Raw genomic sequence first — 25,610 nt, 5'->3', positions numbered from 1 at the left:
CACAGTCCGGTCAGACCAGTTCCAGCCGTTCGGTGAGCCACCCGACCTGCCAGCGCCGTTCCGCGTCGTGACGGTCCCCGCCGGCGCCGAGCGGCCGGGTCTGCGCCGCCCGCGCGGCAACGTATCCGAGCGCCACCACCGGGTACCCGCCCGCCATGTCGACGGCGTCCACAAGGAGCCCGCAGACCCGGGCCGCGATCGACCGGCCCGCACCGGCGGCCGCCCCCTGGCGGCTCAGCGCGAGATCGCGCACGCCGGCCAGCGGCGCCGCCCCGCCCGACGAGTCGGTCAGGTGCCGCGCGACCTCGCGCAGCGAACCGTCGTCCAGCTCACCGCACTCGTCCGCGGCATGCCCGGCGACCCGAGCCACGCAGGCCCGCACGAAGGCCTCCGCCGCCGCGACATCCCACGCCTCGACCCGCGTGGACAGCCGGCCGCGCGGGGCCACCACCTTGCGGCCGACCTCGGTGACCGGCCCGTCGAGTTCCACCCGCCACAGCTCGTCGTGCATCCAGTAGGGCAGGTCGCTGACCCGGCAGGCGTGCAGGCCACGCACACAGGGCACCACGTCGGGAACGACGAGCCAATCCGACGACCAGGACTGCCCGGAGAACGGCCCGACACCGCCGCGTGCCAGGAACTTGTAGTAGGTCATACGGCCGGACCCGACAGGATGCCGAGCAACCGCGCCGGCGCCGGCCGTCCGGGCAAGGTGGACAGCGCAGCCCGCACGCCATCCAGCTTGCGCAGGTGGTCGAGGCACGGTGGGCAGACCAGCAGGTGCATTTCCACGAGCTCCCGCCGGCCTGGATCCACGGCGCCGTCGAACAGCCGGCCAGCGAGTCCGACCACCGTGTCACAGCGCAGGAAGTTGTCCACCGTTCTCCTCCTCGTGCACCTCGCGGTCGATGAGCGCCACCACCTCGGTCCGGGCCGCCGCGAGCATGGCGCGGTAGTCCTCCTCGGGAAGACCGGTGATCCCGGCGGCCTCGTCGAGCCGCAGGCCCGCGACATCGGAGAGAACCATGACCACTCGGGGCAGCGGCGGCAACCGCCGTACGGCCGGCGTGAGGTGTCGAGCCAGCGTCCGGTCCAGCGCCCACCGGGGCGGATCGGTCGCCCACCAACCGGCCCACGGCTCGTCCTCGCCCGCGAACCACCAGGCGAGCACGTCGGCGTCGACCGGGTCCGGCGAGACGTACCACAAATCGGCCGCGTCCAGCGCATCGACCAACTCGGCGAGCACCGCCGCCCTTGGCCGGGCGGGTGGATGGCCGGCCGTACGGGCGAGCACCCGTCGCCACGTCTCGTCGAGTACGGCCACGGCCCGCTCGTCGACGGCCAGCAGGTCCAGCGCGGCCGCCGTGGTGGGGTAGTCCCGCCGTACGAGTTCGGCGGCGACGTCCAGCGACGGGATCTGCGCGTACCCGTCGGGGGAGAACAGCTTCGGTGTGGGACCGTGTCGGTCGAGCGCGGCGAGCAGAGCGTTGAACAACGGGTCGTCGTGGACGTCGGGGCCCTCCGCCGACACGAAGTACTCGGTCATGAAGGCCCGCAGCGTCGTCGCGGGAAGACGTTGTTCGCCGGGCCAGACCGCGAGGAACATGCCCGTCACCCGGTCAGCGTCGGGACGCACCCGGGGCTGGACGAAGGGGACCGGCGCCAGGCCGAAGCCCTGGCGCTGGTAGAACCGCAGGCGGGCGGCCGGATCGCCGTACGCCGTGGTGCCATGGTGTCGTGGATCCTCGACCTCGGCGATGATCGCCCGGGCGCCGGCACGCTCCCGCCACACCGGCAGCCGGCTCGCCAACAGCGCCGCGCCGATTCCACCGCCCCGGACGCCGGGCCGGACCGCCAGGTAGCTGAGCAGCGGGGCGTCGCAGTCGTGGAACACGTCGACCACGATGGTGCCGACCGGTTCGTCGTCGCCGCGCACGGCCACGGCCAGGTACGCCGTACCGTCCGCCACCCGACCGGTGAGGTCGTCCAGCCCGTCCAGTTCGTCTGCGGGGAAGCTGGGTTCGAGAATCTCGGCGTACGTCCGGTTCAGCAGCTCCGGATCCGGGTCGTCGGCGAAATCCTGGAACCGGATCTTGTCTGTCGACGCGGCGGCGGACGGGATGCTCACCCCGGTATCGTCGGCTGGTGCCACAACACAGCGCAACCGGCCGAACGCGTGACAGTGGCGATCGAGCGGTCCGGTGCGATCGGGGTCGCCAGCCCTCGCCGTTCCCGCACGGCCGACCGGGTCGTCGGACCCGCGCCGCTCGACGATCAGCCGGTGCTCACCGAGCCGATGTCCATCAGGGCAGGTGGAGCGGGGTGTGTTCGGTGGTGGCCAGGACCCGCTGGAACTGGTCCTCGTCGAGCGGTTCCAGCGGGTCCTCGTGGAGCGGTTCCAGCTGGGCGGATAGGTACACGGTGACGATGGTGTAACCGGCCACCAGCATGACGTAGGCGGACGTGCCGGTGAACGGGTGTCCGGCGGTCGTGGCGTTCATCGTGCTGTCGGACCGCCAGCTGAACTCGCCGATCGACGGTGGTGGTGGTGCGGCTCGGACGTCGAACCTCAGCGCGACCGAGGATTCGTCCGGGGTGAACGAGGGGCACGCCCGCCGGCTGTCGCGGGCGGCGGCCTCGTCGAGGCCGAGTGTCGTCGCGTGCCGCCGCGAGACCTCCCGGAGCGAGCCGGGCCGCCAGTCGGTGTCGTGCGCCCGCGTAACCCTGACAGTCGCCACACGGTGATCTGCCCAGCCCAGGTGGAGGCGTGGCGGAACCGCTGGTCGCTGTTCGACCGGGCGGTCCAGCCTGCGAGTGGAGACGCAAGCGCCTGAGCGATGGCGCGACGGCAGCGCCCCGGCAACTCTGCCGGCTGCGCTCCCGTCTGACAGTGGTTCAGTGCCTGGTCTTGGTGGCGCGGACGAAGCTGGCCCAGGCGTCGGGCGAAAAGCTGAGGGAAGGTCCGGTCGCGTCCTTGCTGTCGCGTACGGCGACGAGGCCGGGGATGTTGTCGGCGACCTCGACGCACGCGCCGTTGTTGTCGCCGCTGCGGGTGCTCTTGCGCCACCGGGCGCCGTTCAAGTTAGCCATTCTGGATCTCTCCAACGATCTTGTTGATCAGTTGCTTGGATTGTCCCTCATCGAGAGCCAGTGCATCGAGGCTAGACCAGACTCGTTCGTAGGCCGCAATCTCGGCGGGCCGGTCGAGGTAGAGGGCTCCCGTCAACGACTCGCAGTAGACGACTGAAGGATCCGGTACCGCTCGGTTGCGCAGGGGAAAGTCCAACATCATGAACGTTCCGGCGAGTGCCCCGTACTGAGCACCAGCGGCAAGCGGCAGCACCCGGATCGAGACGTTGGGAAGCTCCGCAAGATCGAGGAGATGAGTGAGTTGCTCGGCCATCACCGATCGACCAGCCACATTGCGCAGTAGCACTGCTTCAAATAGCACAGAGCGGAGCGTCGGTGCCTTCGGTAGCTTGCGGGTCAGAAGCGCCTTACGCTGCCGTCGAACTGCAAGCACCTGCTCGAACTCGGCCTCGCTCATGTCCCGACGGTTCTGGTAGACGCCCTGCGTGTAGGCGGGCACCTGAAACAGGCCAGGTATCAGGGACTCGTCGTAGCCACGTAGCCTCGAAGCTGCCGACTCCAAACCGACGTACATCTCGAACCAGTCCGGGATCGCCAGGTCGTAGGAGTGCCACCAACCCTTGGCTTTGGTCTCGTTGGCCAGGGCGACGAGAGCGGTGGCCAGCTCGGGGGTGGCGGCGTACAGCTCGCACATGGCCTTGACGTCGACGGCGCGGGTGGGGCCGAGGCCGGTCTCGATGCGCCACATCTTCTGCCGGCTGCACTGCACGGCCTCGGCTGCGCCGTCGAGGGTCATGCGGGCTTCGGTGCGCAGGTCACGTAGTGCTCGCCCGAGCTGTCGCCTGGGGACTGTCGAACCCATGTCGTCGGCCATCGGCCACCCCTTTTCGTGTAGCGTTTTGTTACATCCGGACGCCATCGGTGAAACGCGGATCGGTTGCCGGGGAAGTGGTTGCCTCGCGCTTCATGCTGACAAAGCGACTTACGCGTTTGACCATACTAGACATCCCCGACACCAGTCATCATCACGCAATTCCCATGTGCGGATACTGGCGTGCATCGTGCACAAAGACCCGATGCCCGTCCTCGTGCCTGCGAGGTCAACGCGGTGACGGCAAGGCCCGTGAGCGTGCCTGACTCGTCCATTGCGCAACACTGCCGGACCTTCCGTGCAACGTCTTGCGGCTCCGAGAAAGAAAGTCGACGTAGGCCAGGAAAATCGTGGCGGCAAATGTTGCCCATCCACTGGAAACTGTCCCAGGATGACCAGTGCGGCGGCCGAGGCATCCCCCGAATCGGCCGCCGCACTCTCCAGGTAACCCCTTCGCCGACCAGCCCGGATGCCGTACCGCTGAGCGAAGCTGCGGCGTTCGGGCGGGGTGGGTCCGTCCGTGCGGGGAGGGCGGATGGACCCGCCCCATCCACGACCAGGAAGGAAGGCGCAGATGAGCGTCCGCAACCAGAGGCCGTTCCCTGAGGGTGGTGGGACGACGTACCGCTCCCGCGCGTACCCCAGTCTGCTGCCGTGGCAGGTGCGTGAGCGCCGCTTCCCGCCCGCCCGGCTCGGGCGCCGCGGCCTCAACCCCGATGAGGTGTACGCCTTCCTCGACCGGGTCGCCGTCGACATGGCCGCCGTCCACGACGCGCTGGCGCAGAGCCGGCGGGAGACTCTGCGGATCAAGGTCGCGCTGCGCCGGTGGCAGTCCGAGCAGGCCGAGGGCGGCCGGCGGTGAGCGGACGGTACGTGATCCACCTGCCCGTGGTCGCCGCCGACCTGCCGGCCGCGCAGCGCCTCGCCCGGGTCGTCGGGCGCTGGATCACCGTGCTACCGATGATGGACCCGGGGGAGATGACCGTCTCGGAGGAAGACAAGCAGTTCCTGCGGCACCGGGTCTATTGCGACGCGCGGATGCCCGGCGGCCGGCGCTGCGTGCTCCGCGACGGCCACGACGGCGAGTGCTCCCGCCGCCCGCGACGCTGACGCAGCCCCGAGCCGTGATGGAGATGCGTTCCGGCGATGGCCGCGCCGGCCTTGTCGAACCCGTCGTGCAGGCCATCGACCAGGTCGATGGTTTCCCGGAGACGCTGCTCGTAGCGGTCCGCGTCGGAGGACCACTCCACCCTGCCGCGCAGGCCGTCGAGCGTGGGCGACACCACGCGGATGACCTTCTTCGCCCGCAGGCATTCCTCGGCCACGGCGTCGACGTAGCCCGGTTTCATCGCCTCGACGTACCGCACCGCGTCCCGACATAGGCCAAGGCGTCACGTCGTGCGCTGGTCGGCGGGCTGGTAGGTCGGCTGGGTCGTTCGGTGTAGGCGGTCAGCGCTGCCTGCTGGGCCCAGTCGTAGTTTCTAGCCCGGAACCAACGGCAACGTGGGTCAAGCGGTTGCGGCACGAGCGACACCACCGCCCTGCGGTACGGCTCCAAGATCAGGGGGCAAGGCCCCACGACCGAAACAGACCCAAGAATTTCAACATCTGTATCATGTGAAGAACGGTCGCAATTTGTGGGCGCCAGGACCGGAATCGGCAATCCGTCAACGTCGCTCACCTAGTCCGGGCCGCCCGGTCGCGCCACCGGAAAATGAACACGAGATCTGTCGTGTATGGTCTTTCCGCGCACCCGATGCCACCGGGACTATTTGCCTGGACTGCGAGGTCAATCGTGCCGACTTTCTCCGTTCGGCCACCTCGCAGCGGGCCTAAAGGAGGTCGCGCATGAGATTTTCCAGGAAGAGTCGAGCAGTCCTCACAATCGTCGCGCTCGCCGGTGCGCTGGTCATCACCGGGGCGGGTACGGCGGTCGCGGTGGCGACGCTCAAGAGCGGCACGTCGGTCACCCGGACCGTGATTTCCACGGAGAACGCCGCCACCCAGCACCAGAACGCCGCCTTCGTCAGCATCCGCACCATCCGCATCTACGCCCCGAGGGGCAGTCACGTTCTCGCGCGCTTCACCGCCGAAAGCGCCTGTTACGGCGGCTCCGGCTGGTGTTCGGCACGAATTTTGGTCGACGGCGTGGAGGCCGATCCGGTGACTGGAACTGACTTCGCGTTCGACAGCACCAACTCGAACCAGGAAACCAACGCGTCGTGGGAGTCGCACAGCATGGAGCGGGCCCGTACGGTGACCTTCACCGGCAATCACACCATCACCCTGCAACTCGCCCAGGTCGGTGCCGGCGTCAGACACCGCATCGACGACTGGGCATTGAGTGGCTGGGCCATCGCGGCCTGACCCGATATGCGCCGTTGGGGGTCCGGCATCCAGCCGAACCCCCAACGGGGTCAGGGGTCGGATGGTGCGACCCCAGGTGAGGTCCTAGATCAACTGCTCACCGTTGTTTCTGGTCTGAGAACTACGGGCGGGCCGTCAGGAGGCGATCTGGAAGCCTGCGCCGACGCCGCCGATCGCGTTCATCTCGTCGATGATGCTCAGGATCGGCGAGCTGTTCTGGAAGCCCCACGCGTTGCCAACCAGCGTCTGGCCGACGACGACGGGGGCGCCGGAGTCCCCGGCCCAGGTCCAGACGAGGTGGGTGAACCAGATGCCGTTGGTGCCCAGCCGCACGCCGCAGGTGAGACCGGTCCTATGCCCCTGCTTGCACATGCGGGTTCCGGCGGCGGGCGGAGGTCCCACCGCGGTGATGGTCACCCCGCCGACGGTGCTGGTGGGTGCGACCCTGGTTTCGTCCAGAAGGATCACCGCGAAGTCCAGACCCTTGGGGCCGGTGTTGAGCAGGTTGTTGGGCGTACTGACGTAGGTCACCGTGCCGATGGGTCCTGTCGTCAGGTCCGGACGGCTCTGGTCGACCGGGGCGGGGGCGAACGCCGTCCCGGCCGGCGAGGAGTCGAGATAGACCTCTTCGCCGACCAGTTTGTTGCCCTCGGAGTCGATGAAGCAGTGCGCGTTGGTCAGGGCCACCAGTTTGCCGGTCCTGTCGCGGCCGACTGCGGTGAGAGTGCAGACGTATAAGCTGGTGGGCGCCTCCGGGGTCGGCTGGAGCCGGAACACGATCCCGCTGCCGCCGCCGACGGGCGTGAGCGTGGTGGCGGCGTTCGCGGACGGCGCCGCGAGCGTCGGCGCCGCCTGCGCGGGCGTCGCGGCCGCTCCGACGACGACCGTAAGCACGGCTAGCCCACTCAGCAGCCTCGCCGCCCTCGTCATGAATCTCCGTGATCGCGACGGACCGGGCCGACGGAAGTGATCGCGGCGGGCTACGGGCACACCGGGGTCCGGCGCGGCCACCGGGACGAACACGGCCCCGCGGCTCCGCTTGTCCGCGGCTCTCACCATCGAGCCTCTCGATACGAATGAACGAGTCATCCGGCAAGTGTCGCGACGGGGAGCGACACCGGGCCTTCTCGTGGGCGGTCATTGATGGCCGGCGCCGACGACCAGCACGATCGTCGGCCGAATGTCCGGGTCTGAAGTGCCGCCTTCACCAGCCGCCGGCCCAACGTCGTCGCCGGCGCGTCGTGGTAAGCGCCCAGCGCAGCGGTCCCGGCCCTCGACTGAGGATCGTGCGGACACTAGCGGTAAGGCTGGTCAGAGGGCATGTGGCCGGTGCGGGAGCCCCGTCGGGTCATCCTGAGGGCTGGCTAGTACTGCAACGGCGGGTCGTGGCTTCGGGTGCTGATCATTCGTTGGTTGGTTGTGGTGGATGCGCGGGTGGTCGGGTCGTGGGATGCCGGGTTGGAGGAGTTGTTCTTCCGGTTCGCGCATCGGTTTGAGCGGGTGGAGCCGCGGCGGCGGGCATGGGCGTATGTGCGGGGGCTACTGGCACCGTTGGAGCGGCGTAACGGCTGGACCCTCGCGGAGCAGGCTGGGCATGTGTCGCCGGACGGGTTGCAGGGCATGTTGTGCAGCGCGGCGTGGGATCGGGACGCGGTCCGCGATGACGTGCGCGATTACGTGGTGGACCAGATCGGCGATGCGGCCGGGGTGCTCATCGCTGACGAGACGGGGTTCGTCAAGAAGGGCCGTGCGTCGGCGGGGGTCCAACGGCAGTATTCGGGTACGGCGGGCAAGACCGAGAACTGCCAGATCGGCACGTTCCTGTGCTACGCCACGCCGCGGGGTCGGGCGTTGATCGATCGGGAGTTGTACCTGCCGAAGTCGTGGACCGGTGATCGGGACCGGTGCCGGCGCTCGGCGATCCCGGACGCCGTCGGGTTCGCGACCAAGCCGCAGCAGGCGCAGGCCATGCTGGAGCGGGCGGTCACCGCGGGGGTGCCGTTTTCGTGGTTCACGGCCGATGAGGCCTACGGGCAGAACCCTGGCCTGCGGGGCTGGTTGGAGGATCGGGACATCGCGTACGTGATGGCCACCCGACGCGACGATCGGGTGCCCTCCGGGCTGCACACCACCACCGGTGTCGACGAGCTGATCGGCAGGGTGCGTGCGGGCGCGTGGCAACGACTGTCGTGTGGTGACGGCGCGCACGGGCCGCGCCGCTACGACTGGGCTCGGCTGCCGATCCGCCGCACCTTTGCCCACGGCCGCCGCGGCTGGGTCCTGGCCCGACGCTCGATCACGGATCCCGGCGACATCGCCTACTACGTCTGCTTCGGCCCCCGCGGCACCCGACTACGCGACCTGGTGCGGGTCGCCGGTAGCCGTTGGTCGGTGGAGGAATCGTTCCAGACCGCGAAGAACGAGGTCGGCCTGGACCAGTACCAGGTCCGCCGCTACGACGCCTGGTACGCCCACATCACCCTCGCGATGGCCGCCGCCGCGTTCCTCGTCGTCACCCGCGCCCTCGAAGCCGCAAAGGGGGCACCACCGCAAACGAGCGCAGCCAGATCCCGCTGAGCAGCAACGAAATCCGCCGCCTGTTCGCCCACCTCGTCCTGACCACCCGCCGTCGAGCCGACCACATCCTGCGCTGGTCCGACTTCCGCCGTCGCCGCCAGGAACAAGCCCGAGCCGCCCACTACCGCAAACGACTCAAACCGCCATAAGTCACGACCCGCCGTTGCAGTACTAGGCCGGTCGGTGTAGATCCGGTATGCCTTGCGGTCGGCGGAGGACGCCCCGTCGGTGTCGAGCGTGGCCGCGGCGGCCAGCAGTGATTGGTGGACCTCGGGTAGTGCGGTGACGTGCAGGCTGTAGCCCTGACCGCGCCGGACCGTGCGCCCGCGGGCCACCACGCGCGGAAGGCCCGTGACCAGCTTCCGGTGCCACAGCCGAGGTCGAGGCAGGCACATGCCTGGCGGCGGATCCAGGTACCCATTGATCGCTTACGAGCGCTCGACGGGACAGCGTGACACCGAATGGGTACACCGGCCCGAGTCGCGATCCTTACCGGATGTCTTCCGTGGCGAGCGCCTCGCGGTAGATGTGCGTGCCCCGGCGATCTGCGTGTCCGGTGGAAGCGACTGCCAAGGTGACCTTGGCAGTGCAGAGGCGGCAGCGCTCGTCACCATGTCTGGCAGATCGGTCGACCGTCTCCGCTCGAGGTGGTGCCTACCATCGGGCAATGACCGTCACGCCAGGCCCGTCCGCGTCGCTTCCACCCGGTCACGCTGCCGGCCCCCGCCACGCCGAGCCGCCGGGGCTCAGCCCTCGCCCGGCCCGTCGGCGCCCTCGCCCGGCCCGTCGCCGCCGTCGGCTCGTCCAGCGGGCCCTTGTCGTCGGGGCCGGGCTTGTGTTGCTCGTCGCGGCCCCGGCGCTCTGGGTCCGGGCGAACTCCGCCGGCCATCTGCACACGACCGATGATGCGCCCGCGGCGCCGGTCGTGATCGTGTTCGGTGCGCAACTGGCACCGGGAGGCGCCCAACCGATGCCGTTCCTCAAGGGACGGCTGGACGCGGCAACCGAACTGGTCAAGGACGGTAAGGCCCGCGCCGTGCTTGTTTCCGGCGACCGCGACGGCACCTCAGGCGACGAGATCGCCGTGATGACGGCGTACCTCGTCGCCGCGGGCGTGCCAGCCGAGCGCATCGTCGGCGACCCGTACGGCCTCGACAGCTACGACACCTGCAAGCGTGCCCATGACGTGTACGCCGCACGGCGGGCGCTGCTCGTCAGCCAGTCACTGCACCTGCCCCGCGCGGTGACGCTGTGTCGGCACCTCGGCATCGACGCGAGCGGAGTCGCCGCCCGCTGTGACGGCTGCCGGACGGTGACTCTGGCGAAGAACACCGCACGCGAGGTCCCGGCGGCGTGGAAGGTGGCCTACGACCTGATGGCCGATCGCCCGCCCGCGGTGTCCTCAGCGCCCGACCCGGCGCTTCAGCAAGCCCTCGACGAGTAGGCAGCCGCATTCCTCTCATTTGAGAGGAATGCTGTGGCAGCCGATGGCGGAGCTGCTTGATCAAAGGTCTAGCGCTGGTTCGATTTCCGTCGCCTCCTGTCACGTCCTCGCTCGAGCCTGTTACACGAATCCCTGAAGTAGTCCACGGAACCGTGGTGACACGCGTGTGCGGTCCGGGACCTGGGCGACGCGGTCCGGCTCAGCCCGCCAGTTCGGCAGGCTGAGCCGGGCCGCTCGTTTAGGCCGCCGCTGCCGTGGGCCGCACCGTGGGCCGGCGGCGGCCCGTGGCGGCTAGGACAAGGATCGCGAGTCCGATGACCAGAGCTCCGACGACCTGTTCAGCGGCGGGACTGGTCACGATCCATCGATAGACCGGAGTAAAGGGATAGACGCTAGGGAGGTCAGCGAAGGCGGGCTCGGCCAACGTCGCGTACAGGCTGACGGTGGGACTGGCGGCGAGCCCGAGCGCGGTGAGGCCGAGCGCGAAAGCGGCCAGCCGGCGCGGTAGCGCCCGGCGTCGGAGGCTGTCACCAGCGCGTCGGCGGCCGCGACGCGGGATCCGAGACCCGCGCCGTCAAAGCCGTCACCGTCAACACCCCTGGCCGGATCGTGTTCCCGCACGCCCAGTGAGCCTCGTCCGTTCAGAGCGGATTTGATTCATCGAGGGTCATGAAGGAAAGGTGCGCCTGGCCTGCAAGGATGTGAGTGTCTACGTCATGTCCACAGCAGAGTCGGGTGCACCTTTCTGGTGAGTAAGAGTACCCGAGTTCGACAGTTGGTGGGCATGCGGGGCGGATCGGCGGCGGATCCGTGCAGGTGAGAGGGCTGGCACCCATCGGAGACTGTCCAGAGGCGTGGGCAAACGGATTTGCCGTGGGTCTTGTTCTGGCCAGGCTTGTTGTCTGATGATGCGGGCATGTACTTGCGGAAGATCCAACGGCGGAACAAGGACGGGTCGGTGGTGCGATACCTCCAACTCGCCCACAACCGACGGGTCGGCGGCACCACGCAGGCCGAGGTGCTGGTCAACTTCGGCCGCGAGGACCGTCTGGACGTCGACGGGTTGCGCCGCCTGGTCGCCTCCATCAACCGCTACCTCGGCGAGGAGGACGAGGTCGCCGCGTCGCTGGGCGCCGAGGAGGCCGGGCCGCTGACGGTGGAGTTCTCCCGGCCGCTCGGGGCGAGCTGGCTGCTCGACGGGCTGTGGAAACTGTTGGGCATCGACACCGCCCTGGCCTCCCGCATCGACGGGCGCAAGTTCCGCACCGACGTCGAGCGCACGATCTTCGCGCTGGTCGCCAACCGGGCCATCGCCCCCGCCTCCAAGCTCGCCGCCGCCGAGTGGGCCACCCGCGACCAGGTCATCCCCGGCCTGGACGCACTGGCCGAGCAGCACGCCTACCGCGCCATGGACCTGCTCGTCGCCGCCGATGTCCACGCCGCCGTGCAGGAAGCGGTGTTCTTCTCCGCCGCACACCTGCTCAACCTCGAAGTCGACCTGGTCTTCTTCGACACCACCTCCACCTACTTCGAACGCGACACTGCGGACGACCCGGACGGCGAGAGCTCCAGCCTGCGCCAGTACGGGCACTCCAAGGACCACCGCAAGGACCTGCCCCAGATCGTCATCGGACTGGCCGTCACCCGCGAGGGCATCCCCGTGCGCTGCTGGACCTGGCCCGGCGGCACCAACGACCAGACCGTGATCACCGAGGTCAAGGACGGCCTGCGCGACTGGCGGCTCGGCCGGGTGGTCACCGTCTGCGACACCGGATTCTCCTCCGAGGCCAACCAGTCCTACCTGCGCCGGGCCGGCGGCCACTACATCACCGGCATCAAGATGCGCGAAGGCTCCCACCGCGCCGACCAGGCCCTGGCCCGCCAGGGCCGCTACCAGGAAGTACGCGACAACCTGCGCGTCAAAGAGGTCCGCCTCGACGGCGACGAGGGCAGACGCTTCATCATCTGCCACAACCCCACCGAGGCCGAACGCGATGCCGCCCGACGCGAAGACCAACTCACCGCGATCCGCGAGGAGTTGACGCGCATCAAGACCGCCCGGGAAGCCGACGCGACCAAGGCGAAGGCCAAGGCCGCCAAGACCGGCAAGCGCCCCACGGCCCCCTCGGACGCCCCGCACCGCAAGGCCGAGTGCGCGCTGCGCGACCACCCTGCCCTCGGCCGCTGGCTCAAGCAGCACCCCACCACCGGACGGCTGTCCATCGACACCGCCAAGGTCGCCGCCGAGGCCCGCCTGGACGGCAAGTACCTCCTCGCCACCAGCGACCCCGACCTGTCCGCCGAGGACATCGCGCTCGGCTACAAGAACCTCCTCGAAGCCGAACGCGCCTTCCGCACCCTGAAATCCACCCTCGACCTGCGGCCGGTCTACCACCGCCTCGACGAGCGGATACGTGCTCACGTGCTGCTGTGCTGGCTCGCCTTGCTACTGATCCGCGTCGCTGAGCGCCGCACCCAGCAGTCCTGGCCCAAGATCGCCGCCGAACTCGGCCGGATCCACCAGGTCACCCTCTCCGGCCCGGCCGGCAGCCTCCAGCAGACCACCCGGCTCACCGACACCCAGACCAAACTCTTCACCGACTGCGGTGTCCCGCTCCCGCCAAAGATGAGCAGCCTCAAGACCGCCGAATAGCCGCTGAGCTGGGAAAACAGGATCCGGAGCCGTGGGCAAACGGCCCCGAAGCCTCCCCACGCCCATCGCCCCAGGTCAACCCGCAGATCCGCCACCGCCGCATGCCCGCCAACCGTCGAAGCCGGGGAGTAGCGGGTGGGATCAGCGGCTGCAGGTCGCGGCGGGTGGGAAGGGTTTGGTCGGGCATGCCGGCGCGGTTTTGCTGCGGCGGTGCGCGGACCGGACCGGGCTGGCCTGGGCGTTGAACGCGGTGCTGCCTCGCGGTGCGGGGCCGGGGTGGTGGGACCGGGGCACGGTCTTGATCTGCCTGGCGACCGCGATCGTGCTCGGCGCGACCAGCATGTCCGACATCGGGCTGCTCGCCCATCAGGCGCTGGTGTTCGCCGAGCCACCGTCGGAAGCGACCGTGCGCCGTGCTCTGGCCGGCCTCGACGAGACCGCCCTGCGCCGGATCGCCAAGGCGCGGGCGAAGGCCCGCGCCCGGGTCTGGGAGCTTCTCGAGCGCCGGCCGCAGGGGTTTCCGTGGCTGCTGGTGGCGGGCAAGCTGCTGACCGGGTGGGTGGTCATCGATCTGGACGCCACCCTGATCACCGCTCACTCCGACAAGCAGGGCGCGGCGGCCACGTTCAAGAAAGGCTTCGGGTTCCACCCCCTCGGGGCGTGGTGCGCGAACACCAGTGAGAGCCTGGCCATGCTGCTGCGGCCGGGCAACGCCGGCTCGAACACCGTGGTTGATCACATCCGGGTGTTGGGTGAGGCGGTCGCCCAACTGCCGGTCAGATACCGGCGCAAGATCCTGGTGCGGGTCGACGGGGCCGGCGCCACCCACGACCTGGTGACCCACCTGGAGCAGATGAACCGGCTGTGGCGCAGCGTGAAGTTCACTGTCGGCTGGACGATCACCGACGCCGACGAGACCGCGATCGCCGTGCTGCCCGCCGATGCCTGGACCAGCAGCCTCGAACCCGACGGTAATGCCACCGATCAGGCGCAGGTCGCCGAGCTGACCGGCCTCAACCAGCGGGTCGGCAACTGGATCGACGGGCTACGGCTGATCGTGCGGCGGACCAGACCGTCCACCCGACACGTCAGGAACCTAACCGACCTGGAGAAACGTACCGGCTGGCGGTACGCGATCGTCGCCACCAACATCCGCCGCATCCACGGCGTGGCCGGCTCTCACCAGCCGCAATGGCTCGACGTGCTGCACCGTTCGCACGCCGGAGTGGAAGATCAGGTGCGCACGAACAAGGCCATGGGCCTGCGAAACCTGCCCTCGAAGGCCTGGACCGTCAACCGCGGCTGGGTCCTAGCCGCGAACATCGCCGCCGATCTGGCCGCCTGCACCCGACTGCTCGGCCTGCACGACCAGCCCGACCTCGCCGACGCCGAACCCGGCACCCTGCGCTACCGGCTGCTGCACCTACCCGCCAAGCTGGCCAGCCACGCCCGCCGGAAGATCCTGTCCATCCCCGACACCTGGCCCTGGGCTGAGGCGTTCCAACTCTGCTGGCACCGCCTAGGCCTGATACCCCCGCCGACCTGACCCGTCCCCCCGGCCCTACCAGCAGAGAAACCACCCGGACCTGGAGAACCGGCGCCCGCGCAGCGACACGCGCCGACCCCGACCCCCAACCGCGTGGGACAAAACGGTCAAACCGAAACGGACGGCGAGGGATCAAAACCCTCTGACGAATCGAGGTGAGCGGGGAGGGTCGTGGCCCGGCGGAAGTCCTCGTAGCCCATGATGTAGAGGTTCATTGACGGGTCAAGGGGGTAGGGCACGACTTTGCCGGTTTCGGTGAACCCGATTCGCCGATAGAAGGCCTGCGCGCGCGTGTTGTCCTCGTGCACGCCGAGGGTGAGCCAGGCGGCGTCGGTGTTGTCGCGTGTCCACCTGATCGCGACGTCCATCAGCCGGGTCGCCAGTCCCGCTTCCTGGCCGCGGTGTGCGGGCGCAACGTAGACGCCGTGTATGTGTGCGTGGCCCGGGACTTCTTCCAGCGGAGCGGAGCTGGCCATCCCCACCCAGCGGCCGTACTCAGTGGCGGCGATGAACGTCGCTGATGTCGGTGAAGTCGCGTTCGATGCCGCCTGCTGCCGCCGGACCTCATCGCTGAGGGCGGCGGTGTCAGCGTACGTGGTGCCGAAGGCGGTCGGTGAATCCCGCAGCGCCTCCAGGCGTAGGGCGTGCAGTTGGCGCCATTCCCCCGGCTCGATCCTGCGTACGACGTACGTCATGGTGCTTGCTCCCGCGGTGGGTGTGATACGGCGTGTGGGTGCGGACATTCGGGTCGGTCGTCGGCCTCGCCTACGCCGACTCGGCACGGACGAAGCCCAGCCTCGAACCCATCCTGCCGGTGGTTTGGCTAGGCCCTTTCCGCGTCGCCGCCCTGCGGTTTGGCCAATCGATCGGGACACCATTCGCACTCGAGTATGGCGAAGGCGAGCTCCTCCTCCCACTTGCCCTTGAGGAAGAGGCTGTCGACGAATCGAGCTTCCTGGCGCATCCCCAGCCGGCGAAGTAACGCCGCTGAGGCATTGTTCCTGGCGACGCAACGACCAACGATGCGATGCAGAGCGAACTGGCCGAACCCGAGGTGCAACAGTTCCCGGACGGCCTCGGTAGCCAGACCTCGTCCTGAACACAAAGCCGATTTCACCGTGGCGGTTCGCCTTGCTGACCCACACCAGTTCGACTTGCCCCACGACCGTGCCCGCTTCCGGGTCGACCGCCGCCAAACTCAAACAGTCGCCCTCGTCGAATAGACCGTTCTCGGTGGTCATTTGGTGCACGGCGGCTGCCACCTCGTCACGATCGCGGGCTCGCCACGGCATAAAGCGCGCCACCGTCGGCTGACGCTGATAGGACCAGACGTCATCGACATCGTCGAGGGCGAAGGTGCGCAGCAGTAGGCGGTCAGTTCGAATCGGCGTTACGGGCTGCAACATTCCGACATGCTACGTCAGCGGAGAACCGTGGTCCGGTCGGCGATCCGCCGTCAGGCGATCACCGCTGACCGGCAGCCCGTATCTCGGAACGGTCCGCACCCACGTCGGCGTGTCCGCATAGCCCCTCTACGCTCCGTCGAATGAGCGCCGAGCTTTCCGTCCTCGCGCAATTCGGTAGCGAGTTGAAGGCGCTCGGGCGGATCAGCGACCTGCTGGTTGCCGGATCGGTCGCGACCGGTAACTGCGTCCCCGGTGTCAGTGACCTCGATCGTGTCGCGGTGACTGGCGGCCCGGTCGATGGTGACCGCCGGGTGGTCCGGGTGGTCCGGTCGGCGACGACGAAGGTGCGTACCGGCCCGAACTGGGCCTCGATCGGGTTGCCCAGGAGGCGTAGGTCGGGGTGAAGCAGCCGGTACGGCACGTGATCTCGGCGCTCGTTCCAGCGACGCTTCGATGTCCACGCGGGTCGGGCGGCCCCGCGATCCAGCAAGGCCGGCGGAGCCGACCAGGTGTCCGGCGGTTGGGGACTGCTCCCCGGCCGCCGGACATCGACCGTGGTGTTACTTCGTGTTGGTGAGGGCCACCAGTGCGTTGGCGGTGCGGAAGTAGGGGTTGCGGCCGAGGTCGCCGACGGTGGTGATGTTGAAGGCGTCCTTGAGTAGCTTGGCGTCGCCGTCGCTGACCCCGGCGAGGGCGGACACCGGGGCGTCGACGATCTCGGTGAGGGTCTTGTCCTGGTAGGACTTGTCGACCAGCTTGGTGAGGTCGGCGGTGACGGGCATGCACACTCCTTCGAGATCCCGGACGGATACTCCGGCCGGCCCGCGGCACCGTCGATCATGGAACTGTCACGGGGAGCCGCCGCGCCGCGCCGGAGCCACGTCCATCATGGACGCCATCGCGCCGAAAAGCCACCATTGCCACCAGAAACGTCGCGCAGCGCGTTCGCCAGGTCACGGACCGTTGATGCGACGTCGCGTGTCGACTGTGCGGCGGCCGCCAACCCGATCCGCGCGCTCGCTCGAGGCAGCCGCCATCGCCGACCAGGAGTACACCGTCGGCAGCTACGAGTCAGCAGCCCGGGGCCGCCAGCACCCCGACGACAAGGCCGCACGCGGCCAACCGTTGCCGCGGGGACGAGCCGTCAACGTCGACCGGCTCGACCCGGCCGATCCCGGCGCGTCCAGGTCGGCCGGAGACCCGGCCGACCTGGACATCGTCGGTCAGGAGTGCGAGGTGGGGAAGCGTTCCCATACCCGGTGCGCGGCCATCAGGCGTTGCACAGCGGCAAGGACGTCGGTCCCCGAATCGCCGGTCACCACACCGGGAGCTCCGACCACCCTGGCCTGCTCCAGCACGGCGACCCCCGCGCCCCAGCCGCCGATCGCCTTGGCGTGCCGCCAGCTTTCCTGCACCAGCAACAGAACGCGTGGATCGACGAGCGTGGCGTGGGCCGAGCCCGCCTCGGCGTCCGCGGCGGCCGGCAGGGCGTCCGGCGCCGGCGCCGGCGCACCGGCCAGCAGCAGGGCGTCGAACTCGACTGAACGACCGGTGGCGAAGGTCCGCTGTACCGGCAACTCGCCGACCTTGCCGCCGTGCGCCGCGATCAGCAGCGGCACCATGCCCGCGGCGAAGACGGCGCTTCGGACGCCGACAACGCTGTCGAGGTCACTGTCCGCGTCGACCACGATGCCGACCGTCCGGCCGTCCATCGGCCACTTCCGGCCCAGCTGCGACAGGGCGGGGCTGGGTTCGACGTCGACCAGCGGCGCCGTGGGCTCCGGTGCGGAAAGGCCCAGGCCGGTGGCGACCTGCGCGCAGAGCACCGGGTCGATGTTGGCCAGGCACCGCAGCTGCCGTTCCTTGATCTCCTGGTGGTAGCACTTGGCCAGCTCGAAGGTGTAGGCGCGGACGATGTGTTCCCGCTCCACCGGCGACATGCTCAGCCAGAACAGTCGGACCTGGCTGAAGTGGTCGTCGAAGGAGACCGGGTTGGCGCGTACCTTCGGGGCCTCCACCACGGTTACCGGCACGTCGAGGAACGCGTTCTCGTCGTCCCCGGCCCGGAAGGGGTTGCCGCCGTCGAGCGTGTTGGGCCGGTACGGCGCCACCCCCGTGTGTACGGCCTGCTGGTGGAAGCCGTCCCGCAGCATGTCGTTGACCGGAGCGTGTGGTCGGTTGATCGGGATCTGCGGAAAGTTCGGTCCGGCCAATCGGGTGAGCTGCGTGTCCACGTACGAGAAGAGTCGGCCCTGCAACAGCGGGTCGTTGGTGACGTCGATGCCCGCCACCAGGTTGCCCAGGTGGAAGGCGACCTGCTCGGTCTCGGCGAAGAAGTTCGTCGGCGTCCGGTTGAGGACCACCTTGCCGACCGGCCGCACCGGCGCCAGCTCCTCCGGGACGATCTTCGTCGGGTCGAGCAGGTCGATTCCGGCGAAGGTCTCCTCCGGGGTGTCCGGGAAGACCTGCAGGCCGAGCTCCCATTCGGGGTACGCGCCGGCCTCGATCGCGTCGTAGAGGTCGCGGCGGTGGAAATCCGGGTCCATACCGCTGATCATCTGCGCCTCCTCCCAGGTCAGGGAGTGCACGCCGAGCTTGGGCTTCCAGTGGAACTTCGCCAGCGCTGTCTCGCCGGCCGCGTTCACCAGCCGGAAGGTGTGGACCCCGAAACCCTCCATGGTCCGGAACGAGCGCGGGATGCCCCGGTCGGACATGTTCCACATGGTGTGGTGCTGCGCCTCGGTGTGCAGCGAGACGAAGTCCCAGAACGTGTCGTGCGCGCTCTGCGCCTGCGGGATCTCCCGGTCCGGGTGCGGCTTCCCGGCGTGGATGATGTCGGGAAACTTGATCGCGTCCTGGATGAAGAAGACCGGAATGTTGTTGCCGACCAGGTCGAAGTTGCCCTCGTCGGTGTAGAACTTCGTCGCGAAGCCGCGGGTGTCGCGGACCGTGTCGGCCGACCCGCGGGAGCCGAGGACGGTGGAGAACCGGACGAAGACCGGGGTCTCCTTTCCCTTGCGCAGGAAGTCGGCCCGGGTGGTCTCCTCGGCGCCGTACCCGGTGAAGACTCCGTGTGCCCCGGCGCCGCGGGCGTGCACGACGCGCTCCGGGATGCGTTCGTGGTCGAAGTGGGTGATCTTCTCGCGGAAGTGGTGGTCCTGCATCAGGATCGGGCCGCGTGGCCCGGCCTTGAGGGAGTGGTCGGTGTCGCGCAGCCGGGCTCCCTGCGCCGTGGTGAGGAACTTTCCCTGCTGACGGTTGGCGGCGGCGGGTGCGCCGGTGGTCGCGCCGGTCGGGGTGCGCGTCTCCGGGGTGCCCTGCTCCTTTCTGGGCGGCAGCGGGTCGCGCGGCGTCGTCGGTTCCTCGATGCCGGGTGGGGCGCTAGCCGGCGAACCGGGAATGTCGGGGCTGATGACGTCGGTCACCTTCTCGGCCGCGGCCTCCACGACATCCTTGACGGCCTTGGCGGGCTTGCTGGGATCCATCGGTCGGTACCTCTTACGTGAACGGGTGTCGGAGTCTCGTCAGGGTCCTACCCGGAGTTTCCCGGCAAAACGAATCTGCCATGCGATATCGGGATAAATCACACCTACCGGCGGGGTGTCCGGTGTCCGTTGGCCCGTGCGCCTGACGACGGCGAGGGCGACGGCTCGACGAACCACGCGCCCGCGCCCCCGCAGCTTCGCCAGACACTTGTAGGAATTCCTACAGATGTAGGCTAACTTGGTCGGGTGTCCCTACGCGGGCCAGTTTTCGCCCGACGGAGCCGACGACGAGGCAGACAGGAGAGTGAGGATCATGGTGAACAGCGCAGTGCGGGATTCCCGAGGCACGACAGTGGTGATCACCGGCGCCAGTGCCGGGATCGGCGCAGCGGCGGCGCGTCGCTTCGCCGAACTGGGCGCCACCGTGGCCGTGGTGGGCCGGTCACCGGAGAAGACGGCCGCGATCGCGGCCGAGGTCGGAGGTCGGATGCACCTGGTGGACTATGGATCGCTGGACGACGTACGCAGGCTCGCCGCCGACCTGCTGGCCACCTACGAGCGAATCGACATCCTGGCCAACAACGCGGGTGCCATGTTCGCCAGCCGTAAGGTCAGCGTCGACGGCCATGAGATGACCTTCCAGGTCAACCATCTGGCACCGTTCCTGCTGACCAACCTGCTGCTGGATCGGCTGGCCGCATCCCCGGACGGGGCGCGGGTCGTCAACACCGGCAGCACGGTTTACCGTAAGGCACACCTCGACCTGAACGACCTGGACAGCAGCCGGGGTCGCTACCGCACGTTGCGGGTGTACGGCGCGTCCAAGCTGGCCACGATCATGTTCACCCGTGAGCTTGCGCGCCGGACGCAGGGCACGGCAGTGACCACGTCCGCGTTCCACCCCGGATCGGTCGCCACCGAGGTGACCCGCGACAACGCGTGGCAACGGGCGATCATGAACGGTCCGCTGGGCAAGGCCGCCAAGGCCATGATGCTCACGCCTGAGCAGGGCGCCGAACCACTGCTGCAGCTCGCCACCACGGCGGATCCGCACTCGGTGAACGGGGCCTACTTCCACCGGCTCGCCCGCGAGGACCTCAAGAACGCGCAAGCCAGCGACACGGACCTGGCCCGGCGATTGTGGCAGCGCTCAGCAGAACTGACCGGCATGACGACGCGTGTCCCAGCGCGGGACGACCATGCCTGACCGCATGACGCGGACGGTGCGGGTGGTCGGCCGGGGTCCCGGCCGTCCACCGCCACCTCTCCGGCACGCTGTGCCCTGACCGGCGGGGACCGAACACCACTCGGTTGGCCTGCGGATGTAGGAATACATACGGATGTAGGGGTTTAGGTAGGCTGGGATGGTGGTCACGACCCGTAACACCAACACTTCGGCAGGCGACCGGCGCGTACGGCGCACTCACGGCGCACTTCAGCGTGCGCTCATCCAGCTCGTCGAGGAACGGGACCTGTCCCAGATCAACGTCGCTGACGTCGCCGACCGGGCCGAAGTGAGTCGCTCGACCTTCTACGACCACTACCGCGACGTACACGAACTGGCCGAAGCCGCCTGCACCGCCATGATCGACGACTTGGTCGAGTCCCTGACCGCCCTCAACCCCGACCCGACGGACCACACCCAGGACCCGACCCGGTCACTGCACGCGTTCTTCGCCAGCCTCGCCCACCATGCCGGCCTCTACCGAAGCCTGCTCGGTCCGCACGGAAGCGCACGGGTCATCGACCACATCCGCCGTCGCACCACCACAGCCGTCCACCTCGCCACCTGCGAGGCCACGACCGGCGGCGCTCCAGAGGCGCCCAGCACGGCGTCGACCGACCTCCCGCTGGACGTACCCGCCGCGTTCACCGCCGGCGCCCTCATCGGCGTAGCGGCCGACTGGCTTCAGCGCGGATGCCCACGCACGCCCGACGAAATGGCCACCCAGACCTGGCCGCTGCTCACCGCCCCCAGCCAGCTTCCGGCCGGCTCGCCGCGCACCCCGTCCGTCGAGCCCGCACCACACCCCGACGATAGGTGAGAATCCCGGCCCCCTGTCGCCGTACTCGACAGAACATCGGGGCTTCAGAGCCGCTGAGCGCCCACCGGCTCCTTCCGCTGCCAGGGCCAGCGGCCGTCGAGTTCCACCTCGAGGGAGAAGCTGAGAAAGGTACGGACAACCACGATCAGGGCAAGCACCCCGACGCTGGTGAAGGTGGGCGACACCGCCACGGTCCGGATGATGTCGCCTGCGACCAGGAACTCCAGCCCGAGCAAGATGGCCCGGCCGATGCCCTGTCGGTACGACCGGTAGTGGTCGACCAGTTCGCGGGTCCGCCACCAGCGCAGCACGAAGACGACGGTGGCGATGACGACGCCGAGCGCGATGACCAGCACCCCGGCCACGTCCAGCAGCACGCCGATTTCCAGGACGATCTCCTTGGTCGGCACCCGTCACCCCCCGCACCGGCCTCACCGTGCCGCTGGTCTTCCCACCGATCGTGAGCCATCACCTCCGAAACTCCAGGAAACTGGCGAACTGCGGCTGCCGCGCGCGGTTCCTCCGCGCTACACACCTGAGCACCGAGGCGGGGCCTGGCGAATCCCGCCGACGGTCACCTCGCCTGGTCAGACCTGCGCCTGCCCGGCCGGTGGCAGGACCACCGTGAACATCGCGCCGCCGCCGGGGGCGTTCTGCGCCCGTACCCGTCCGCCGTGTGCGCTGACCACGGCGCGCACGATGGCGAGCCCGATCCCGGACCCGCCGTTGTCCCGATCCCGGGCGGTGTCCACTCGGTAGAAGCGTTCGAAGACGTGCGGCAGGTGCGCCGCCGGGATGCCGGGACCGGTGTCGAGCACCGCCAGCTCCACGTTTCTGGCGCCGCCGGTCACACGTACCGTGACGGTCCCGCCCTCGGGCGTGTGCCGCAGCGCGTTGTCCAGGAGGTTGCCGAGCACCTGCCCCATTCGCTGCCGGTCGACGTGGACCTGTGTCGACGGCCGGACGTCGCTGCGCAGCGTCACGCCCTTGCCGGCGTAGCGGGGCCGGGCCGCGATCACGGCATCCCGGACCAGGTTGAAGGAGTCGGCGAGGGTCTTGAACTCGTCTCCGAGTCCGGGGTCGGCCATCCGGACCTCGTAGTGCCCGTCGGCGAGGTTGGCCGACGCGTGCGCGAAGTGCGCGATCGGCCTGGCGATCCGCCGCGTGGCGTACGCGCTGGCGGCCAGCGTCGCGACCAGCGCGGCGAGCAGGCCGACACCGAGCGCCAGCGCGTTCGCCGAGGTGTACGCCTGCTCGACGTGCCGGCTCGCCTCGGCGCTGACCTCCCCGCCGGCCCGCCCGAGGTGGTCGTGGAAGATCCGCGGGCCCACCGCGACGGCGACCAACCCAGGGTCAGCCCGCCCACGGCGAGCACGAGCACCTGCGCGGCGAAGAGCCGCACCGCGAGGTTGGGCCGCCGCAGGTTCACGACTCCGGGCCCATCCGGTAGCCGACGCCCCGCACCGTAGCGACGAACCGGGGGCGGGCGGGGTCGTCGTCGAGCTTGCGGCGCAAATGACCGATGTGCACGTCGACCAGGTGTTCGTCCCCACCCACCCGTCACCCCACACGGCGGTGATCAGCGCAGCGCGGCTCAGCGCGACGTTCGGCCGGGCGGACAGGACCGCCAGCAGGTCGAACTCGGTCCGGGTGAGCGGCACGGGCGCTCCGTCGAGGCGGGCCTCCCGGGCGGGCGCGTCGACCTCCAGCGGACCGAACCGGCGCGGTGGGGCCTCCGGCCGGCTGCGCTCGCGTGGGCGACGCAGCATCGCGGCGACCCGGGCGACGAGTTCTCGGGGCTGAATGGCTTCGTGAGGTAGTCGTCCGCCCCGACGCCGAGCCCGGTCAGCTTGTCGGCCTCCTCGGTGCGGGCGGTCAGCATGATGACGTAGCAGTCGCTGAACGTCCGCAACCGCAATCTTGCCTACCAGGCCTGATCATCGTCGGCGCTGGATTCGCCGGCTCTACGCCCACCACCGCCGGGCCTGACCAGGCGCGGGTTGGAGTTTCGGCGGGCGATAGCTGTGACTGGCCGGATCAGCCTCGGGTCGAGCCAGCAGTCGGCGCAGGGACACTTCGACGGTCTCCAGGCGACCGGGCGACAGGGCGGCCAGCACGAGACCGATGCTGGAGTGCTCGGCCCTGGCGCCGCCGACCAGCGCCCGTACCGATTCGACCGTGACGTACGCGGCGAGAGCGAAGAACGAGAACGCGATGGTCCGGAGCGCGATCTTCTGGACAGTGGAGTATGTACGGAAAGGTGAGTCACGCCGTACCGCATACAGCAAACCCTCAGCTGACATCCCGTGCCGATGGTAGGGCTGCGCTGTATCTTCGCTTGGGTTGAGCGAGGAGCGGGGGCCCGCCCCATGGTGCCCTGCCGAGCTGCGAGGGGTGTTTCATGCCGGCGAAGAACGCCAAGGCACGCAGGCGCACCGCCAAGAATGCCGCGGCAACGGCCCGTGCGAGCGGGGCGCGTCCCAAGCCGGCGGCGACGAACAGCGTGGCCGCCACGGCGAACGCGGCCAAAGTCGCGCGCAAGATCCGCAAGACCGGCATGAGCACGAACCTGAAGGTGACTCTCGGCATCGTCGCCGCCGCCCTTGTCGCGCTGATCGGTATCGTGGTGACCAACCAGGGCAACACGCCCGCGCCTGCCGCCGCGTCCGAGATGCTCGTGCGCGCCGGCAGCCACCGTCTGTCGACCGCCGCGGACGGCAAGGTCACCGTCGTGGAGTTCCTCGACTTCGAGTGCGAGTCCTGCCTGGCCGCCTACCCCGGCGTGGAGAAGCTGCGCGCCGAGTACGGTGACCGGATCACCTACGTGGTGCGCTACTTCCCGATCCCCAGCCACCCGAATGCCTACGATGCCGCACACGCCGTCGAGGCCGCTGCCCGGCAGGGCAAGTTCGAGCCGATGTACAGGAAGCTGTTCGACACCGCGACCGCCTGGGGGCACCAGCGGGAGCCGCAGGTCGCGGTTTTCGAGGGCTACGCCCAGCAACTGGGCTTGGACATGACCCGCTTCAAGGCCGACGTAAACAGTGCCGAGGTCGCCGACCGGGTCAAGGCTGACGCCGCCGACGGCGAGGCGCTGGGCGTGCAGGGCACCCCGACGTTCTTCATCAACGGCACCCAGTTCACCGGCCGGCCCACCTACGACAATCTGAAGACCGCGATCGACACGTCACTGGCCTCGTGAGTCGCCAGGCGCTGACCGAACGGACCGCGGCCGACGAGGTCGGCACCGACGCGAAGGCCGGGCTGTCCGACCGCCTGATCGGGTGGGTGCTGACCGTCGGCGGGCTCGTCGGCGCCCTCGCGGCGTTCGCCCTGACCGTCGAGAAGATGGCCCTGCTCGAGAACCCTGCCTACGTACCGAGCTGCTCCATCAACCCCGTGCTGTCCTGCGGCTCCATCATGACCACCAGCCAGGCCCAGGTGTTCGGCTTCGCCAACCCGCTCATCGGCCTCGCCACGTTCCCCGTCGTGGCCGCCGTCGGCGCCGCCACACTGGCCCGGGCTCGGCTGCCCCGCTGGTGGTGGCTTGCCCTGCAGGCCGGCGCGGTGTTCGGCGTCGGGTTCGTGCACTGGCTGTTCTTCCAGAGCCTCTACCGTATCGGCGCACTCTGCCCGTACTGCATGGTCGTCTGGGTCGTGATGATCGTGCTGTTCACCTACACCACGCTGCACAACCTCGACCGCGGCCGACTGCCCGCACCCCGCAAGCTCACCGACGCCCTGGTGCACGTCCACAGCGCCATACCGACTCTCTGGCTGCTGATCCTCGCCATCCTGATCGGCGTGCGATTCTGGAGCTACTGGACGACCCTCAGCTGACTAGGTTTGGCGGGCTGGGAGTAGTTGCAAGGACGCCCACGAGCGCGATCAGGGCGGCGTCCTGCGTGACGGCCACCGCGACAGCAGGCTCGCCGGCGAGAACTCGTACAGATGAGGCGGTCCTCGGCCGGTCACTGCCTGTCGAGCGGGACATGCGGTGAGACGGCATGCGATACGCCGGTGCGGAGGACTCCTTGGTGGCGCGACTCGCCGAGGGGTAGCCCTCGCGGCGCGGACGGGTCTGCTCCCCGATGAGCGGGGCCAACCTGCCCACTCGCGTGGGTCC

At 69.2% G+C, this 25,610-nt stretch carries 24 protein-coding genes and 6 pseudogenes; 12 read left to right on the top strand and 18 right to left on the bottom strand.

Features of this window, described 5'->3' with window-relative positions; all coding sequences use genetic code 11:
• Positions 1 to 10 precede the first annotated feature (10 nt).
• The 6 genes from QTQ03_RS08520 to QTQ03_RS08495 all read right to left on the bottom strand — a co-directional run bounded on the left by QTQ03_RS08520 (position 11) and on the right by QTQ03_RS08495 (position 3,964).
• Positions 11 to 655: a hypothetical protein gene (locus QTQ03_RS08520; RefSeq protein ID WP_289277509.1), complete on the bottom strand. Its 645-nt coding sequence runs from the start codon at positions 653 to 655 to the stop codon at positions 11 to 13.
• Positions 652 to 879 carry an anti-sigma factor family protein gene (locus QTQ03_RS08515; RefSeq protein WP_289277508.1) on the bottom strand — a complete coding sequence of 76 codons (228 nt, stop codon included), beginning with the start codon at positions 877 to 879 and terminating at the stop codon, positions 652 to 654. The genes QTQ03_RS08520 and QTQ03_RS08515 overlap by 4 nt, the downstream gene beginning before the upstream one ends.
• Positions 857 to 2,128, bottom strand: coding sequence for a GNAT family N-acetyltransferase (locus QTQ03_RS08510; protein ID WP_289277507.1), 1,272 nt, complete (start codon positions 2,126 to 2,128; stop codon positions 857 to 859). The genes QTQ03_RS08515 and QTQ03_RS08510 overlap by 23 nt, the downstream gene beginning before the upstream one ends.
• Before the next feature lie 175 nt (positions 2,129 to 2,303).
• Positions 2,304 to 2,738: a hypothetical protein gene (locus QTQ03_RS08505; RefSeq protein WP_289277506.1), complete on the bottom strand. Its 435-nt coding sequence runs from the start codon at positions 2,736 to 2,738 to the stop codon at positions 2,304 to 2,306.
• A 157-nt stretch (positions 2,739 to 2,895) separates the two neighbouring features.
• Complete coding sequence (locus QTQ03_RS08500; protein WP_289277505.1) at positions 2,896 to 3,090, bottom strand: DUF397 domain-containing protein; 195 nt, start codon at positions 3,088 to 3,090, stop codon at positions 2,896 to 2,898.
• Positions 3,083 to 3,964, bottom strand: coding sequence for a helix-turn-helix domain-containing protein (locus tag QTQ03_RS08495; RefSeq protein WP_289277504.1), 882 nt, complete (start codon positions 3,962 to 3,964; stop codon positions 3,083 to 3,085). Before QTQ03_RS08495 ends, QTQ03_RS08500 begins: the two co-directional genes overlap by 8 nt.
• 571 nt (positions 3,965 to 4,535) lie before the next feature.
• On the opposite strand from QTQ03_RS08495, the gene QTQ03_RS08490 reads away from it, so the two are divergent.
• Positions 4,536 to 4,823 carry a DivIVA domain-containing protein gene (locus QTQ03_RS08490; protein ID WP_289277503.1) on the top strand — a complete coding sequence of 96 codons (288 nt, stop codon included), beginning with the start codon at positions 4,536 to 4,538 and terminating at the stop codon, positions 4,821 to 4,823.
• On the top strand, positions 4,820 to 5,071 hold the full coding sequence (locus QTQ03_RS08485) for a hypothetical protein (protein WP_289277502.1): 252 nt from the start codon (positions 4,820 to 4,822) through the stop codon (positions 5,069 to 5,071). The genes QTQ03_RS08490 and QTQ03_RS08485 overlap by 4 nt, the downstream gene beginning before the upstream one ends.
• Here QTQ03_RS08485 and QTQ03_RS08480 read toward each other — a convergent pair.
• Positions 4,984 to 5,328: a hypothetical protein gene (locus tag QTQ03_RS08480; RefSeq protein WP_289277501.1), complete on the bottom strand. Its 345-nt coding sequence runs from the start codon at positions 5,326 to 5,328 to the stop codon at positions 4,984 to 4,986. The two genes, QTQ03_RS08485 and QTQ03_RS08480, sit on opposite strands and share 88 nt — an antisense overlap.
• 481 nt (positions 5,329 to 5,809) lie before the next feature.
• Here QTQ03_RS08480 and QTQ03_RS08475 point away from each other — a divergent pair, with 481 nt between their 5' ends.
• Positions 5,810 to 6,328 carry a hypothetical protein gene (locus QTQ03_RS08475; protein ID WP_289277500.1) on the top strand — a complete coding sequence of 173 codons (519 nt, stop codon included), beginning with the start codon at positions 5,810 to 5,812 and terminating at the stop codon, positions 6,326 to 6,328.
• Positions 6,329 to 6,463: 135 nt separating this feature from the next.
• Here QTQ03_RS08475 and QTQ03_RS08470 read toward each other — a convergent pair whose 3' ends face one another.
• Positions 6,464 to 7,258 carry a chymotrypsin family serine protease gene (locus tag QTQ03_RS08470; RefSeq protein WP_289277499.1) on the bottom strand — a complete coding sequence of 265 codons (795 nt, stop codon included), beginning with the start codon at positions 7,256 to 7,258 and terminating at the stop codon, positions 6,464 to 6,466.
• A gap of 504 nt (positions 7,259 to 7,762) precedes the next feature.
• Here QTQ03_RS08470 and QTQ03_RS08465 point away from each other — a divergent pair.
• Positions 7,763 to 8,905, top strand: a complete 1,143-nt coding sequence (locus QTQ03_RS08465; RefSeq protein WP_289279559.1) for an IS701 family transposase — start codon at positions 7,763 to 7,765, stop codon at positions 8,903 to 8,905.
• A gap of 325 nt (positions 8,906 to 9,230) precedes the next feature.
• Here QTQ03_RS08465 and QTQ03_RS08460 read toward each other — a convergent pair.
• A pseudogene (locus tag QTQ03_RS08460) lies at positions 9,231 to 9,333 on the bottom strand (SAM-dependent methyltransferase); the annotation flags it as partial.
• A 239-nt stretch (positions 9,334 to 9,572) separates the two neighbouring features.
• On the opposite strand from QTQ03_RS08460, the gene QTQ03_RS08455 reads away from it, so the two are divergent.
• Entirely contained in the window at positions 9,573 to 10,349 is a 777-nt protein-coding gene (locus QTQ03_RS08455; RefSeq protein WP_289277498.1) for a SanA/YdcF family protein, read from the top strand.
• 238 nt (positions 10,350 to 10,587) lie between these two features.
• Here QTQ03_RS08455 and QTQ03_RS30275 read toward each other — a convergent pair.
• Positions 10,588 to 10,872 (bottom strand): annotated as a pseudogene (locus QTQ03_RS30275) (hypothetical protein); the annotation flags it as partial.
• A 393-nt stretch (positions 10,873 to 11,265) separates the two neighbouring features.
• Between QTQ03_RS30275 and QTQ03_RS08450 the strand changes: the two are divergent.
• Both QTQ03_RS08450 and QTQ03_RS08445 read left to right on the top strand, forming a co-directional pair.
• Positions 11,266 to 13,002, top strand: a complete 1,737-nt coding sequence (locus QTQ03_RS08450) for an IS1634 family transposase (protein WP_289276459.1) — start codon at positions 11,266 to 11,268, stop codon at positions 13,000 to 13,002.
• A gap of 148 nt (positions 13,003 to 13,150) precedes the next feature.
• On the top strand, positions 13,151 to 14,548 hold the full coding sequence (locus tag QTQ03_RS08445) for an IS1380 family transposase (RefSeq protein WP_502889850.1): 1,398 nt from the start codon (positions 13,151 to 13,153) through the stop codon (positions 14,546 to 14,548).
• A gap of 107 nt (positions 14,549 to 14,655) precedes the next feature.
• On the opposite strand, the gene QTQ03_RS08440 is transcribed toward QTQ03_RS08445, so the two are convergent.
• Together QTQ03_RS08440 and QTQ03_RS30270 are read right to left on the bottom strand one after the other, a co-directional pair.
• The gene (locus tag QTQ03_RS08440) at positions 14,656 to 15,243 is read right to left on the bottom strand and encodes a GNAT family N-acetyltransferase (protein WP_289280735.1); all 588 of its coding nucleotides are present in this window, start codon (positions 15,241 to 15,243) and stop codon (positions 14,656 to 14,658) included.
• 128 nt (positions 15,244 to 15,371) lie between these two features.
• Positions 15,372 to 15,954: pseudogene (locus QTQ03_RS30270) on the bottom strand (GNAT family N-acetyltransferase).
• Positions 15,955 to 16,094: 140 nt separating this feature from the next.
• Between QTQ03_RS30270 and QTQ03_RS08425 the strand changes: the two are divergent.
• Positions 16,095 to 16,358 (top strand): hypothetical protein, encoded by a 264-nt coding sequence (locus tag QTQ03_RS08425; RefSeq protein WP_289277496.1) that lies wholly within the window; start codon positions 16,095 to 16,097, stop codon positions 16,356 to 16,358.
• A 156-nt stretch (positions 16,359 to 16,514) separates the two neighbouring features.
• On the opposite strand, the gene QTQ03_RS08420 is transcribed toward QTQ03_RS08425, so the two are convergent.
• Both QTQ03_RS08420 and QTQ03_RS08415 read right to left on the bottom strand, forming a co-directional pair.
• The gene (locus tag QTQ03_RS08420; protein WP_289277495.1) at positions 16,515 to 16,736 is read right to left on the bottom strand and encodes a hypothetical protein; all 222 of its coding nucleotides are present in this window, start codon (positions 16,734 to 16,736) and stop codon (positions 16,515 to 16,517) included.
• Between the two features lie 441 nt (positions 16,737 to 17,177).
• Complete coding sequence (locus tag QTQ03_RS08415; RefSeq protein WP_289277494.1) at positions 17,178 to 19,439, bottom strand: catalase; 2,262 nt, start codon at positions 19,437 to 19,439, stop codon at positions 17,178 to 17,180.
• Between the two features lie 313 nt (positions 19,440 to 19,752).
• Here QTQ03_RS08415 and QTQ03_RS08410 point away from each other — a divergent pair, with 313 nt between their 5' ends.
• Positions 19,753 to 20,646 (top strand): SDR family NAD(P)-dependent oxidoreductase, encoded by an 894-nt coding sequence (locus QTQ03_RS08410; RefSeq protein ID WP_289277493.1) that lies wholly within the window; start codon positions 19,753 to 19,755, stop codon positions 20,644 to 20,646.
• A 160-nt stretch (positions 20,647 to 20,806) separates the two neighbouring features.
• Positions 20,807 to 21,484: a TetR/AcrR family transcriptional regulator gene (locus QTQ03_RS08405; protein ID WP_289277492.1), complete on the top strand. Its 678-nt coding sequence runs from the start codon at positions 20,807 to 20,809 to the stop codon at positions 21,482 to 21,484.
• A 44-nt stretch (positions 21,485 to 21,528) separates the two neighbouring features.
• Here the strand turns inward: QTQ03_RS08405 and QTQ03_RS08400 are convergent, their stop codons facing one another.
• From QTQ03_RS08400 to QTQ03_RS08385, 4 genes and pseudogenes are all read right to left on the bottom strand, one after another.
• Positions 21,529 to 21,894, bottom strand: a complete 366-nt coding sequence (locus QTQ03_RS08400; protein WP_289277491.1) for a DUF1622 domain-containing protein — start codon at positions 21,892 to 21,894, stop codon at positions 21,529 to 21,531.
• 177 nt (positions 21,895 to 22,071) lie between these two features.
• Positions 22,072 to 22,913: pseudogene (locus QTQ03_RS08395) on the bottom strand (HAMP domain-containing sensor histidine kinase).
• Positions 22,910 to 23,399 (bottom strand): annotated as a pseudogene (locus QTQ03_RS08390) (winged helix-turn-helix domain-containing protein); the annotation flags it as partial. The pseudogenes QTQ03_RS08395 and QTQ03_RS08390, both read right to left, overlap by 4 nt.
• A gap of 184 nt (positions 23,400 to 23,583) precedes the next feature.
• Positions 23,584 to 23,721 (bottom strand): annotated as a pseudogene (locus tag QTQ03_RS08385) (cation transporter); the annotation flags it as partial.
• 320 nt (positions 23,722 to 24,041) lie between these two features.
• Here QTQ03_RS08385 and QTQ03_RS08380 point away from each other — a divergent pair.
• Together QTQ03_RS08380 and QTQ03_RS08375 are read left to right on the top strand one after the other, a co-directional pair.
• Positions 24,042 to 24,686: a DsbA family protein gene (locus QTQ03_RS08380; protein ID WP_353890629.1), complete on the top strand. Its 645-nt coding sequence runs from the start codon at positions 24,042 to 24,044 to the stop codon at positions 24,684 to 24,686.
• Between the two features lie 62 nt (positions 24,687 to 24,748).
• Positions 24,749 to 25,324 (top strand): vitamin K epoxide reductase family protein, encoded by a 576-nt coding sequence (locus QTQ03_RS08375; protein ID WP_289280733.1) that lies wholly within the window; start codon positions 24,749 to 24,751, stop codon positions 25,322 to 25,324.
• The last annotated feature ends 286 nt before the right edge of the window (positions 25,325 to 25,610 follow it).

It is taken from the genome of Micromonospora sp. WMMA1363 (genome assembly GCF_030345795.1).
Classification (GTDB): Bacteria; Actinomycetota; Actinomycetes; order Mycobacteriales; family Micromonosporaceae; genus Micromonospora.
The sequence above is the reverse complement of the archived record's forward strand: the minus strand, read 5'-3'. Positions and strand labels throughout refer to the sequence as shown.